General features: G+C 70.8%; 8 protein-coding genes. All 8 read right to left on the bottom strand.

Features of this window, described 5'->3' with window-relative positions; genetic code table 11:
• Positions 1–6 precede the first annotated feature (6 nt).
• The 8 genes from GOAMR_RS19435 to GOAMR_RS19395 all read right to left on the bottom strand — a co-directional run bounded on the left by GOAMR_RS19435 (position 7) and on the right by GOAMR_RS19395 (position 14,510).
• Positions 7–2,523 (bottom strand): SaeA-related protein, encoded by a 2,517-nt coding sequence (locus GOAMR_RS19435; RefSeq protein ID WP_050942814.1) that lies wholly within the window; start codon positions 2,521–2,523, stop codon positions 7–9.
• A 1-nt stretch (position 2,524) separates the two neighbouring features.
• The gene (locus GOAMR_RS19430; RefSeq protein ID WP_005191933.1) at positions 2,525–5,206 is read right to left on the bottom strand and encodes a hypothetical protein; all 2,682 of its coding nucleotides are present in this window, start codon (positions 5,204–5,206) and stop codon (positions 2,525–2,527) included.
• On the bottom strand, positions 5,206–8,817 hold the full coding sequence (locus tag GOAMR_RS19425) for a tubulin-like doman-containing protein (protein ID WP_005191930.1): 3,612 nt from the start codon (positions 8,815–8,817) through the stop codon (positions 5,206–5,208). The genes GOAMR_RS19430 and GOAMR_RS19425 overlap by 1 nt, the downstream gene beginning before the upstream one ends.
• Positions 8,818–8,881: 64 nt before the next feature.
• Positions 8,882–11,722, bottom strand: coding sequence for a vWA domain-containing protein (locus GOAMR_RS19420; RefSeq protein WP_005191928.1), 2,841 nt, complete (start codon positions 11,720–11,722; stop codon positions 8,882–8,884).
• A complete protein-coding gene (locus GOAMR_RS23815; RefSeq protein WP_005191924.1) occupies positions 11,719–12,303 on the bottom strand; it encodes a hypothetical protein in 585 nt (194 codons plus the stop codon). The genes GOAMR_RS19420 and GOAMR_RS23815 overlap by 4 nt, the downstream gene beginning before the upstream one ends.
• Before the next feature lie 82 nt (positions 12,304–12,385).
• Complete coding sequence (locus tag GOAMR_RS19405) at positions 12,386–13,147, bottom strand: AIM24 family protein (RefSeq protein WP_005191922.1); 762 nt, start codon at positions 13,145–13,147, stop codon at positions 12,386–12,388.
• Between the two features lie 14 nt (positions 13,148–13,161).
• A complete protein-coding gene (locus tag GOAMR_RS19400; protein WP_005191918.1) occupies positions 13,162–13,878 on the bottom strand; it encodes an AIM24 family protein in 717 nt (238 codons plus the stop codon).
• Positions 13,879–13,889: 11 nt separating this feature from the next.
• Positions 13,890–14,510, bottom strand: coding sequence for an AIM24 family protein (locus tag GOAMR_RS19395; RefSeq protein ID WP_005191915.1), 621 nt, complete (start codon positions 14,508–14,510; stop codon positions 13,890–13,892).
• Positions 14,511–14,547: the final 37 nt, after the last annotated feature.

Here is a 14,547-nt window from a genome sequence, read left to right as displayed (position 1 = left end):
GCGGCGCTACCTCGGCATCTCCGGTGCCGGGCGCGGCTCCGGTGCGCGGTCCGGGATGAACAGGTACCGCATCGGGGGATCGAAGATCGCGACGGCACGGGTGCGGCGGGTGTCGGTGGCGAACACCCGCAGGTAGCCACGCAGCCTGCTCGTGTCGAAGGTCCACTCGGTGGCGACGGCGCGGCCTGCCTTGAGCATGCCGTCGATCCGGCAGTGCGGCACCGATCCGGCCGCCGAGTCGAACAGGACCGGTTGCCCGTCATGCGGTTCGAGCGGAAGCCGCGCCTCATTGCGTACCAGGACCAGCGGGGGTGGATCCTGGATGTCGTTCTCCGCCTGCAGGAACAGCCGCACCCGGTACGATCCGGGCGCCACCGCCTCGAACCAGTAGCGCAACCGTTCCAGACCCGGATAGGCCAGCGAGGTGATCTCACCGCGGATCGTCTCGCCCCGCGAATAGGCCACCGGCACAAGGCATACCTGACATCCGGACCAGTGCAGCAGCCGCGGCCGGAAGGTGAGCGCACCGTCACGCTCGTGCACCTGCTTGGTGATCTCCGCGGCGGGATGCTGCGCGCACACCTGCTCCGGCGACAGCGACATCGAGCCGACGAAGGCCTGCACGGCAGCGGCTCCCGCGGGCCAGCCGAACGTGGCGAGCTGGGTGTGATACCGCTCGATGATCCGCGGTTCAACCACCGCCGCAAGGGGTCTGGTGTGCACCCTGGTGGTGCCCACCCGCACCCGGTCCCCGGACACCGTGACCGGGGTGATGTAGGCGCGTTCCCAGTTGGGCGGCCAGATGACCCCGATCATCTGCGAACGGACCGGGTCGAGCGCGACGATCGGATCCTTGATCAGGTTCTCGTCGGTGAATCCCTCCGCGACGATGACCGATTCGTCGCGGTCCTCGCTGTCCAGGCCGGCGGTGGGTTCGGCCGGGAAGCGGTAGATCCGTACACTCTGCCCCGAATCCGGTGTGGTCCACTGCAATCCAAAGGTACTGCGGTCCTCACCCATCTCCACGTGCAGATCGGCGATGGGGGTGAGCTCCACCGGGACAAGGATTTCCAGCTGCCGGGGCCGCGACAGCCGCACCGTGCCGGCCAGATCGACCTCGGCGACCGCCCGGTACAGGAACCGGCGGCCACGCGCGGCGTCGGCGTCGACGAAGCCCGTCAGGTTGGGCTGACCGACGCAGATCTGGTTGCGCGGATTGCCGGTGGCCGGTCCGGCGCCGTCGAGCGGGATCCGGAATACCTGCACCGCACGGGTTCCCGGGAACACCGTCCACCGGCCGATGATCCGGCCGCCGTCCTCGGTGAGCGTCATCGAGTCGACGGGGCTGACCTCGTGACCGACCGCCCAGCGGACCGGCTGGCGCGCGCACGCCGACGCCACGTCGGGGCCGACATGACACCACACCTCGAACAGCCGGACGGCCGAACTGAGGAACCGGCCGTCGGCGATACTCGTCGCCGTGGTGGCGGCGAGGAGCTCACCGGCCTCTGGCCGGTAGATCGACGGCGGCGTGGCCCCGGAACCGTCGGCCGACACCACCCGGTACACCACCACCTCGCCGTGCGCCGCCGGCCACGGATCCCACGACAGCGCGACACCGTCGGCGTCCGGGGTGAGGGTGATGCGGCCCGGTTCGACGTCGGTCTCCGGGTAGTCGTAGTCGCAGAAGTCCGCGTGCGTCAGGTTCAAGGTCGCGCCCGGTTGCGGGGCGGCCCTCTCGGGGGCCTTCGGTGCCGGTACCGGCGGTGTCGGCGGTGCGGCCGGGATCTGCCCGGCCGGGGTCACCGGTACCGGAGCCTCCTGCGCCGGCGTCTTCTGGACCGGCGCCTTCTGGACTGGGGCTTGCCGGGCCGCGACATCCTGAACTCGGGTGTTCTCGCCGAAGCGGGCGAACACCGCCGCGATGTCGGAGGCGAGACCCTTGGCCTGGCCGGGCAGTTTCACCCGGATCACGTCCTCGCCGGTCTGGTTGTACTTGACCAGGTTGCGCAGGGTGATGTCCTTGATCGCCTCCGCACCGTCCACACCGGCGGCGATCTGCGCGGACCGCCACTCGATGAGCGCCTGGAAGATCAGCGTCGCCCGGTCCGGAACCGGTTCGGGGGCAGGCGGTTCGGGATCAGCCGGCAGCTCGGCCGTCGGGGTCTCCCGCGTGGGGGTCTCGGCCGGTCGCTCCGGACCCGGCGCCGGCTCCGGCCGGGCGGCGCGCACGGGTGCGGTGACCGGGGCCCGCGGCACGCCCGGCGGGGTGCGCAGCGCGTCGGGAAGGAATTCGACGGCGGCCGCGGGCACCACCCCGAGACGCACCTGGTGGAACAGGTGGTCGACGGTGGGGCGCCAGGCCAGTTCCACCCGATCGGTGGTGGTCGCCCACCAGTTGGCGGGACTGCGGGAGATCTCCACCAGCCGCGCCGAGGCGGGCACCGCCAGACCCTGGTCGGCGGCGGTGCGCGACCACCGGAGAAGAACGTCGAGATTGCCGTCGGGAACGCCGGATGTCATCTCAGAACTCGAATCCCTTTCCGAGATCCGGTGCACGGAACTCGTCGGACGGGCCGATGGCCGGCTTGAACAGCGGCGGCGGTCCCTCGTCGGGGGCGGGTGCCGCGGTGGCCGCCCAGCCGGTCTCGGGGGCCGCACCAGCGGATCCGGACCGGATCTGGTCGGACACCAGCGCGTCGCTGAATTGGGTTGCCGCACACACGACACCCAGACCGATCCGGGAGCTGTGCCGCAGGTCGGTGGCCACCCGGGCCCCCGACCCCGCGACCGCGGTGTCGGTGAGCAGCGTGGTGGGGAACGATCCGGCGGGCGCGGCGGGGCGTTCGAGCCCACCGAGGAAGTCGGCCACCGGCACGGTGGGACCGCCCGCGACGGCGACGGCGCCCACCAACCGCCCGGCCAGTGCCGCCATCGACCCGCCGAGCAGACCGAGGGACTCCTGCCACACCAGTTCGGCGCCGGTGGAGGTCAGTGCCCCGCCGAACAGGTCCGACGACCAGCGGTCCAGGCCCGAGCCGCTCCCGCGGCCCGGGTCGGTCCACAGCGCCGACGAGGTGGAGGCGAACTCGTAGCCGAACTGCTGCGGCGCACCCGCGGCGAGCAGTTTGTCCCACGAATCGGTGAGCCAGCCGGGGTGGAAAAGGTCGCGGCGCAGGTAGCCGGCAGCCGTCGCGGTCTCGGTGTCGTCGGGGACCACCGCCCCCAGGCCCGCGGCCATCGGCAGGCCCCACGCGATGGGGACGGGCGCCCGGTCTGTGTGGGTGTCGGGGCCGAGCGGTGCGGCCAGGAAACCGCCGATGGCGCGACTCCACGACAGGAACTGCCCGTAGGCGCGGGAGAGCCTGCGCAGGTCCGACAGCGCCGTCTGCAGGTTCTGCTGGTCGATCCGCTGCTCGCTGGTCACCGAGGCGCGCTGGTGGATGAGGGCGAACAGTTTGCGCTGGATGTTGACGAAGGCGACGGCCAGGCAGACCAGCGCCGCGACGATCGCGCCGACGACGATGCCGACGGCCGTCCACACCCCGATGACCTCCTTATAGCCGAGGTAGCCGACCACCGCCGCGAGCACCACGAGCACCGCGACCGTCACCTGCACCCAGCGGGCCAGCCGCAGGTCGCTCGGCGGCGCCTCGGGTGCGGGCTGCGCGTTGCGCAGCTTCTCCCACAGGTGCGCCACCTCGCGGTTGCAGTGGTGGAAGGCCTGCGCGAGCTGATCGCCCACCTGGGCACCGAAGCTGTGGGCGTGGGCGCGCTGCCATTGCGCCAGCGCGGTCAGGGTCGAGCCGGCCGCGAGCCCGAGGTCGCGGTCACGCTGCAGTTCGCCGAGCCGATTCCGCAGATCGGTGATGCCGAGCGCGTCGGTGGCATCGACCCCGTCGAAACCCACCGCCGCGGCGACGACTCCGGGAATGTCACCGAATCGTTCGGCACTGCCCGGCACCGCGTCCTGCGAGCGGGGCACGATGCCCCGGGCCGCACCCACCCTGATGGCGGGCAGGTCGCCGCTGCGGTCGCCGGCGTCACCGAGCGTCATCGCCGCCCGGGCATAGTCCTGCCACACCCCGGACAGGTCGGCCGCGGCCTCCTGCTGCGGATGATGGCCCGTCATGGTGTCACTGAGATGTCCTGAGGCGGCGCCGATCTCGCGCCAGTCCGCGTGTCCGCCGTCGGCGCGGCGGCCCCGCACCACCACCTCGTAGGCGGCGTTGCCCTCGGAGAAGACGGCCTGCTGCACCTGTGCGGCCATCCGGCCTGCGGCGTTGCTGACCATTTTGTTGTACCAGGCCGACGGGGCGTTCTTGATCGCCGCCCACAGGAAGCCGAAGAACATCTTCAGCGCCGCCCACCCGCCCAGGGTGGCCACGGTCTCGGTCTCGTACGGAAGCCGCGGTCCGCGCAGCACGTCACCGTGCTTGCGCCACAACGCGTTCGCCATCGAATGGGCGGCCATCCCCACGTCGTCGACGTACACGACGCGAGTGCGCTGGTCACCGGGAAGCGGAAACTCGCCGTCCTGAGCGAGCACCTGCCGGCGCAGGGTGGCCTCGGCCGCGGCGGTGTCGAGCCGCCGGTAATACGAACGGGCAAGGCGTACCACCCGTCCGGGCAGGACGGCGGCGCCGTCGAGCGGGGCGTGCTCCAGTCCCGACCACAGTCCGCACACCCCCGCCACCGCGGGCGCGGCGGTCCGGCCGAGGGCCGCGGGCGACGGATCCTCCGGGGTGGGGACCCGGCCGAAGTCGGGGCCACGCGAATCCTCGGGCGAGACGATGATGTTGTGCCAGCCCTCGACGAGGGAGCCGTCGAGGTCGGCGGCACAGCCCTGCGGCCCGGTCAGCAGGCAGCGGATACGCACCACCGCACCGGCCGCGGTGGCCGTGGCCAGCGCCGACACCACCGCCACCTCCGCCGGGATCGACAGCCTACGGTCACCGTCGTAGGCGGGTACCAGCGAGCACACCCGCAGCACCGTGATGCGCTGGGTGGTGACGAACTGGTCGAGCCGCACGTCCGCGGCCAGTCCGGCGTCGACCACCGTCAGCCGGTCGATCGGCACGTCGGGCGCCGGGTCGGCGATCCAGCCGAACCCGTCGACGATGCCGGCCGCCGACAGATCGGTCAGCGCGGCCAGGACGCCGTCGGCGCGGCCGCCGGGCGCGATGAACACGGTGAACGCCGTCATCAGAGCATCCCGCCGAGAGGTCCGTCGAATCCGGCGCCGAACTTGGGCGCGCTCCAATCGTCGCCCTGGGCGGTGGGCTGCGGCGCGTTGCCCTCCTGCTGCGGGGGTCGCTTGGCCGCTGCCGTCGCCGACGGCAGCAGGGCGAGCAATTCGTGTGCGGCCCAATACACATCGGGTGCCAGGTCACGGAAGAACGGGGTCTTGGACGCCTGCGCGCGCACCCCGATCACCGAGAACACGCCACCGCCGCCGGCGGGCGGCTGCCCGGACACGCCGCCCCCGCCGGGCTTCATGAAGTGTTCGGAGACGAAGTTCGCGTAGTCACGCAGGTAGGTGCCCGCCCGTTCGGCGCGCTCGTCGATGTCCGCCTTCTCCCCGGTGTCCTTGACCACCGAGGCCAGGCCGGTGCCCGAATCGCCGGTGCGCAGCCAGTCGGCGAGGTTGCGGTGCCCGGCGAGCAGGGTGCGCGCGTCGGGACCGGTGGTGGCGTTCTCCTGCGCGCTGTCGAAGACATGGCGCAGCGCCCGGTACGGCGCCATCGAGGTCATCACCGGAGGCTGGTGCGACTGCGCGATGGCCAGCAGTACCGATTCGAGAACCGCGGGCAGCCAGTCGTATTCGGCGAGGAACTCCGACGGCGGGGTGAGCAGCGGATGCGGGAACGACAGCCACTGCCGGTTGTCGGTGTCCCACACCCGGACCGGCTGACTGAACGGTGGTTCGGGGGTCCGGACGAAGCCGACGACCCGCCCGAGCAGCCATCCGGCGACCATCGCGCGCCGTTCGGTCTCGTGCATCGGCAGGCTCGCCTCCAGCGGGCGGGCCCGCCGGTAGGTCCAGAACGCCGACCGTTCGGCGGGTGAGGCCGCGAGCCACTGCCGGGCGGCGGGTTCGACCACCGACTCGTAGGCGAGCGGCGAATAGTTGGGGTACGAGCCGAAGATGTCGATGCGTTTGATGTTGCGTTCGTCGGAGAGCGCGCCTTCGAAGGCGCCGACACTATTGGAGTCGACGCGGATACGTTGGGCCAGAGCGGTTCCCAGGGTTTCGCCGAGGTCGAGTCCGTGGAAGGGCACCGCCGAGAACTTGTAGCGGTACACCATCTCCGACACACCGTGGATGGCCTGCATGGCGTTCTCGTTGACGCTCGCCAGGGGGCGGGCCAGGTCGACGGCCTCACCGAAGCGCAGCAGCAGATCCTGTCTGCGGGCGTGCAATTCGGTTTCCGGGACCCGGCTTTCGGCGCCGGTCACATACTCGCGCAACGACACCGCGCAGAACCGGTCGAACGACTCACCGGTGCGGCCGATGAATTCGCGTGCCCGGCCGAGGAGTTCGGCGGGTTTGGTGTGCACCTTGTAGGCGGTGGGTGCGGCGATGAGGGTGTCGCCGGTCTCCGGGTGGCGGGGGAACGCCCGGGACACCCACGCGGTGGTGCGTTCGACCACCGGGCACAGCTCGCTCGGTGACTGTGTGCCGCCGACGGTGGTCCACGAGCCGGTGATCACGTGCAGTGACGCCCGGGAGACGGCCGTCTGGAAGGCCTGGATGTCGACGGAGGCGAGCCCGACAGAGCTGGGCAGGTCGATCTCGTAGCGCTGCTTGAACTCTCCCGAACGGGTCAGCATCACCTCGTTGTCGGCCTCGGCGAACCGTTCGGAGACCCGCTCGTCGGCGTCCGACGGCCAGGCCGCGTACTCGTCGGTCTGCAGGTGCGCCAGGCCCGCCTCGCGGCGCGGGGTGGACGCGGCCTGCCGCAGCAGCGACTGCGACTCGTTGAGGGCGGTGATCATCGGCTCGATGACCTCGGTGACCAATGCCCCTGCGGCGGTGGAGATCTGGTACGACAGGCCGGCGTAGATCTGCTGGTTGATGTTGGCCTGCAGACCGGAGAACACCTGCTCGGAGATGGCCCCGGTGGTGGCGAGGGTGCCCCGCAGCGAGGCGAGGGTGCGTTTGACCTCGGGCGTGGTCTCCACGACGTCGGCGGGGGTGTAGCCCGACAGGTTGTAGGCCTCGGGCATCACCACGTCCTGCAGCATCCGCGAGACCCGTTTGACAAGCCCGGTGGCGTAAGGCAATCCGAGGGTGGCCAGGGCGTGGGTGACGGCATGTTCGAGCGCCACCGCCAGCCGTTGCTGCCAGTGGTAGGCGATCGCGTACGCCGCGGTGGCCGCATCGCCCTTCACCGTCTCCCGCTGCTCGTTCAGTACCCGGTACACCTGAGCGGCCCACTGCTCGCCGTTGACGCCCGGCGAGGTGTCCAGGCGCGGGCGGACCGTCTGGTTGACGATGGCCGACGAATGCTGGTTGACCTGCGGTGCGGGCAGCACCACATGCGAGAGCCACTGCGCGGTGCCCGAGGTGGTGCCCGCCCCGGCCAGGCCCAGGTTGCGGCAGATGTTGTCCCACTGGTTGTCCAGGGCCGCGTTGACCTGCTCCTCGTCGGAGGCGGTGTTGCCGGGGCGCAGATGTCCGTGCAGGAGGCGGTCGGCGCTGCTGCGCGCCAGGCGCTGGGCCGCGTATTCGGCGTACCGGTCGCGGCCCATGCTGAGACTGGCGAAACCGAAGGTGCCCCAGGGTATGTTGTTCCACTGCCGGTTGCCCCAGCCCAGGTACTCCAGCGAACCCTGGTCGCCGACACCGTTGGTGAGGTCCCATTCGACGAACTGCTGCATCGCCGGCGCCGACAGGGTGAGCCCGGCCAGACCGCGGCCGAGACCGCGGTACACCGCGTCGGGGGTGCCGTCGCCGAACACGGTGCGCTGGGCGCCCACATAGCGGCCGACGGGGAACACGCGGGCGAACGGGATGCGGGCGCCCTCGCCGTGTTCGTGGCCGAGGGCGCGCAGCAGGTCGACGTCGGAACGGCGGGCCGAGCCGGTCTGGGCGGCGACGATCTCGCCGAGCATCGCCAGCGCGTTGGCGCGGGTGCCGGTGACCGCCGACGGTGGCAGCGTCTCGAAGATGTCCGGGGTCACCATGAACACGGCCATCAGCCGCGGGTCGACGCCCTGTACCAGGGTCAGCACGCGGCAGATGTCCAGCGCCATCGACGCCCCGGCACCGCCGGCCATCGACGACACGACCAGCACGAGCGGTTGATCGTCGGGCCGGTACGCGCCGGCGCCCGGGATGTGCAGCGACCGCATCTCGGTGTCGGTGGAGGTCAGATAGAGCTGGTCCCAGGCGCGCTGCAGCGACTCCCGGACCTGACCGACGCGGCTGAGGGTGATCATCCGGCCCAGCGCCCGGTACTGGCCCGCGCCGGTCGACAGCGGCGTGTACACGGTGTCGGGTTCGCGCGGCGCCCAGGTGGCGATGGTGTCGAGTTGCTGACCGGCGGCCAGGCGCTGTGACAGCGCGTTGTCGAGGACCTTGTAGCTGTCACTCTCGGGTCCGGTGCCCACGTACACACCGCCCTGGTCACGCACCGAGCCCACGCCCTCGACGCGCGACGGCGAGGTGGGCACGTCCAGGTGCACGAACTGCCAGCCGGCCGGGATGCGGCCGATGCCGTGTGCGGCCAGCTCCGAACGCAGCTGATCCATCATGTACGCCAGCGTCGCGCCGCCCGATCCGCCGCAGCCGACGATCAGTAGTCGCCTCATATGTCCCTCAACTCTTCGCCCCGGCCGGATCCGGCCGGGTGTTCATGCGTGCGTGAAAGATTCATCATCCGAACGGATTCTGTCTGCCGGGGGTTCCCGGTCCGCCCTGTTGTCCGGGTCCTCCCTGATATCCGGGACCGCCGGATGGGGGCCCGGCCGGGGGTCCGTAGGGGTTGCCCCCGAAGGGATTTCCCCCAGCAGGTGGCCCCTGTTGCGGTGGCCCCTGTGGTGGCCCCTGCTGTGCCGGCCCCTGTTGCGGGGGCGGCCCGAAACCGCCCGCGCCGCCGGACGGTGGCGGCCCGAACGGGTTGGCCGGAGCACCGCCGCCCGTGCCGCCGCCCCCGAAGGGATTGCCCGGGCCCGGCTGCGTGACCGGCCGCTCGTTCTCGGGGATGTTGCGCAGGGCGTCGGCCCGCAGCCCGGGCAGCACTCGCGGCAGGTGCTCGCCGACCTCGGTGACGAGCCGGTCGATCACGGACCGCCCGGCGTCGCCGCCGACGAGCAGGACCACGGTGGCCGCGTTCTCGGGGCCCCGCGGATCGTGCAGCACGAACCAGCTGTTGTGCACGGCCAGCGGCAGCCGGGCGTCGGGGGTGGCGCCGACCCGGTCGCCGGAGCGGCCCGCCGCACCTGCCATCCCCGGCGCGGTGGCCACCACATACCCGGTCCCGAACGGCGAGCGTCCGATGCGGGTGTGCAGCGCGATGCCGCCGAGGTCGAGCTTGCGGGTCGACGACGCGAGGCCCGGCACGAGCCGGACGAACTCGTCGTCGCGCACCGCGAGCGGGGCACCGCCACGGGTGACGGTGGAGCCGTCGACGCGGACCTGGATCTGTTCGGCGCGCAGCGCCCGACCGGGGATCCGGGAGGTCAGCCATTTGGCCAGGTACAGCACCAGCAGCGGGATGAGCGGGCCGAGGATCAGCGCGACGATCAGCGCGATCGCGAAGCTCGTGGTGTTGAGCGGTTTCTGCAGCGCCGCGGTGAACGGGACCTCGGTGGCGATCGGCTGCTCGCCGGCCTGGTCGGGTCCGAGCAGCACCCGCAGGGTGCCGTTGACGTCCCCGTTGACCGCGGTGGGCACGGCCAGGCGCACCGTGAGCTCGCGCTCGGCGCCCTCGGCGACCTTGACGCACTTCTCCTTGGCCGAGGCGTCGGAGCTGATCGCGAGACCGTCCGCGCCGTCGGGGGCGGCGACGATGGTGGACTTGTCGAGCCACACGCAGCCGGGGCCGGTCACCTTCAGAGTGGCCGTCGCGGTGCCCTCCCCCTCGAACGTGCCGAAGTCGAGCTTGCCGTCGACCTTGGGGTAGCCGACCGGCGGATCGACGGTGACCGGCAGTTCCACCGTCGACGGCGACAACGCGGTGCCCTGTACGAGAACACCCTCGTGGTCGCGGGCCGAGGCGGTGGTCACCGACAGCGTCATCCGCAGCGTGGCCCGCCCGGGGGCCACCGAACCCAGGTCCAGCGGCCTGGACCTGGCGATGCGGGCCTTGGGGATGTCCCGCCCGATGGTGATCGCCCGGCCCGAGGCGGGAACGAGTTCGGTGGTCAGGGACGCGGTTCCGGGAATGTCGGTGGGGTCGATCTGCTTGCCGGCGCCGTTGCGCAGACCGAACTTCATGTCGACAGTGTCGCCGGAGTGCAGGGCGGTGTTCTTCTCACCCAGCCAGGTGGCGGACAGATCACCGCGAATGTGGATCTGCGACCTGGTCTTCGCCGCGGCCTCGCTGTCCGGGGCGAGGAACACCAGTGCCCACGCGCCACGCCACTGGCCGGCCTGCGGGTTGGTCATGCGGATCGAGACGGCCTTGCCGCTGGGGAAGCTGTAGCCGATCCGCACACCGCCGACCTCGGCGGTGCCGGCCTTGTCACCGGCCATGCGGGTCTCGGTACCGTCCGGGGACACCAGCACCGGGGTCAGGCCGGCGCGGTCGGCGCTGGCCAGGATGTTGACGCTGCCCACCGACGAGTCGAGCACGAAACGGTGCTTGCCCTCGTCGCACACCTTGACCGCGCACGCCCCGGTCTCGCTGGTCAGCGGCGGCTGACCGGGGGTGCTGAGTTTGTCGAACTCGAACAGCAGGTCGTCGATGTCGTCGGCGAGGTAGAAGTCGCCGGGCACTGGGCTCCTCACGTCGCCGCAGGGTCCGGTGGAGGTCTGCTCGCCGGTGGCGATGGACTTGAGCAGGTCGAAGTCGGCCGCCTTGACATCCTTGCCGGCCAGGCCGATCGCGACGGTGATGATGTCGGACGAGCGCACCTGGTCGACGAGGCCGCCGGGACGGCACAGGCTGGTCTTGGCGGCCTCCACCATCTTCTTGCGGTTCTGCTCGGAGTCGAGGGGGACGCCCGGCGCGTACGGCTTGTCGGCGTTCGACCGGATGGTGAAGTCCAGCTCGCCGTCGGTGAACCAGGCGATCATCCGGCACGACGGCGCGTCGCCCGAGCGCATCGTCTTGCGGGCGCCGTCGAGGGCGAGCCAGTAGTCGGTGTCGGTGCCGCCCGCGCGGTCCGCGAATCCGTCGAGGGTGGAGGTGAGCGAGCCGAGCGAATCCTTCGACAGCCGCGTCCAGCCCTTGCGTTCGCTGTAGGTGTCGGAGAATCCGGCGATCGCCACGTCGAGCTTCGCGCCGGTGTCGGCGGCGTAGGTGCTGAGCTGTTCGGTGAGGAACTTGGCCGCGGTGACGCGGGCGGCGTCGGGGTCGGTGCCCGTCAGGCTGCGCGATTCGTCGACCAGCAGCAGCACGCGACCTGTCTTGGCCCCCGCCATGCAGGAGCCGAACCTGTCGACTCCGGTCTGCTCGGGTGCCGCATGCGCCAAGGGCACCCCGGTGAGGGTGGTGAGGAAGGCGACGACGATCGCCGCGACCCCTGCCCCGAACCTCGTGCGCGGGCTCACCGGCGTCCCACCCAGATCGCGAAACCGCAGGCGCCGACGATCACACCGGCCGTCACCAGCAGCATCACCGCCGCGTAGGCGGCCATGATCCAGCCCGGCCGCAGGTACACCGCCGACGTGCGGCGCAGGGTGTCGCGGGAGGAGAACAGCGCCGCGACGCCGATCGCGATCGGGCCGGCCAGCAACCAGCCGATCAGGGCCTGCCAGTGGCCCCAGAACAGCGCGCCGATTGCGATACCCGCGGCGGCGAGCACCCCGGCCACCACCAGCAGGCCCGTGGGCGGCCCGATCGGGGTCAGGTCGGTTGGTGGTGCGACCGGACCCGGTGCCGGGTTGAACGGGGCCGGGTTGTCGGGACGCCGGGGACCCGGTGCGCCCGGCCCGAATGGTGACTGCCCACCGGCCGGCCGGCCCTGCGCGGGTGCGAACGGTCCGGGCCCGAAAGGACCACCCGATGGCGGACCACCCGCGGGCGGTCCGAACGGCGAGCGGCCCGGGCCCGAGTTGTTCGCGGGACCGCCGTTGTTCGCGGGACCGCCGCTGTTCGCGGGGCCAGGCCCAAAGGGGTTACCGGAAGACACTCTCGCATCGTTCCATATCGCACCGACAGTTGGCGGCTGCCGACACCGGATGTCCGCCCTTCGCCCGACGATCGCGCCGGTGCTACTGATGCTGACCGAGTTGCTGGGAGATCTGCTGGTTGATCTGCTGTAGACCCGGGAGCGACAGACCCGGGAGCTGGCCCTGGATCGATCGGACAATCGACGAGTCGTTGAGGACCTTCTCGCTCGACTGCACCAGCACCGTTCCGGCGCCGGTGAAGTCGAACTGCCGTTCCTCACCGGAATTGACGCCCAGACGCCGCCCGGCGGCGGCGATGAAACCGTTCACCCACGCCTCGTCGTAGTGATGGCTCGGCGACGGGCAATCCGACCATCCCACAAGGGCTTCCGGGTCCACCCGGACCGGCGGTTCGACGAACAGGACCGGCCCGTTGGAGGAGGCGAGGAACTTACCGGTGCCGATCAGCGTGACAAAACCCGGAACGATCGACTGGTTCATCGACAGATTCGGCTGGAACGCAAGAAGATTGGCCGCGCGAATGGTGAGGTTGCCGTCGTCGAGGTCGTAGGCGTTGATGTCGTAGCCACGGTCGCCGATGACGAGTTTGCCCTGCCCCTCGGCCACCACGAAATCACCCATGTACAACGGGGCGGAGAACTGTTGCGCCACCATCTGCAGCAGGCTGCCCTGCAGGCCGTGGGTGAGTGCGGTGAACCGCATCTGCCCGTAGTAGGCGATCATCGCGCCCTTGGACATGAACCACGGCTGGTTCAGGTCGATGGAGAAGGCGTACTGGTTGCCCTCGATGTTGTCGTCGCTGGGCAGGGTGTGCGGATTCCACACCGTGTTGTACACGCTCACAGTTGTTCTCCCACTCACATCTTCTGTTCGGATGCCTGCACATACACCGCGCCCTGACCGGTGCATTCGAGCTGCATGGACTCGCCGCCGCCGCGTCCGACGTTGCGCCAGCTCATCGCCGACTTGAGCGTCGTGCCGACCTGCCCCGCCGAGGCGACGAATGCCTGCGGATCGACGAACACCGGCTGGTTCGGGTTCACCGGCAGCTGGAAGATGCCGCCGTGACCGAGGATGACGACGCTGCCCGCACCCATGAGCTGGGTGGTGAACATGCCCTGGCCGGTCATCGCGCCCGCCGCGGCGTTGCGCAGCGCGCCGAACAGGCCACCACCGCCTCCGCCGCCGCCCTGGCCGCCCGAGGAGGCCACGGACACCACCGACGCCTGGATGCCCGAGGTGTAGGCGAGCAGCCGGGAGGCCTCGACGCGCATCTGCCCGCCCACCGAGCCGAGGTCGACGATCGTCGCCTCGATGCCGCGGAATCCGTAGTGCACCACGCCGTTGCCCTGCGCGATCATCGTGGCCTCGTGTTCGCCGGACAGCATGCGCCCGGCCATCGCGCCGACGCCGCCGCCCATACCGGGCATGCCGCCACCGCCCATACCGGGCACCTGGTGGGGTTCGAAGTACACCTGGCCGGTGTAGAAGAGCATCGCGCCACGCCGGGCGACCACCGGCCCGGACTGGGCGAGGTTGATCGAGACGACCTTGCTGTTGACCGCTGTGAACACCGCTCGCCCTCCTATCGTTCGGCCGGCTGGATGGAGACGACGCCGTTGCCGGCCCAGCGCAGCGAGAACGCCTCGCCGCTGCCCTGCCCGATCGCCGAGCGCCACGACACGTCCATGTCGAAGGACTGCGTGAGCTGGCCGCGGGCGCAGACGAACGCGTCGGGGTCGACGACCAGCGGGTACTGGGGGCTGACCTCGAGGTGGATCAGCGGCCCGCCACGCGAAAGCAGCGCCACCTGCCCGTGCCCGGTGACGGTGGTGGTGAACAGGCCCTGGCCGCTGCTCACCCCACGCACACCGGCGAAGGTGACGTTGGTGTTCAGGTTGCCGGCCAGCAGCATCAGCTGCTCGGACTCCACCTGCAGGGTCTCACCGCCCAGGTCGAGGATGGTGACCTCGGCGGCGTCGTGCGCGAAGTACACGACGCCGTGCCCGGTGCACTCCATCAGCGACAGGGATTCGCCGGTGGCCTTCTGTTTGAGGCCGGCCACCACGCCGGCACCGCCGCCGAATCCCGCCGATTTGAACGTGACCTGGCCTTCATAGGCCACCATCGAACCGCTCAGCGCACGCACTGAGGTGCCCGAGAGATGCGCTTCGAGTACCCGCTTGGATCGTTGTACCAATTGCACGGTTCAGATAGTGGCACACCTGCGGGCGCCGCGGCAG

The organism is Gordonia amarae NBRC 15530 (genome assembly GCF_000241345.1).
GTDB lineage: Bacteria > Actinomycetota > Actinomycetes > Mycobacteriales > Mycobacteriaceae > Gordonia > Gordonia amarae.
This window is presented reverse-complemented; position numbering and strand designations above follow the sequence as displayed.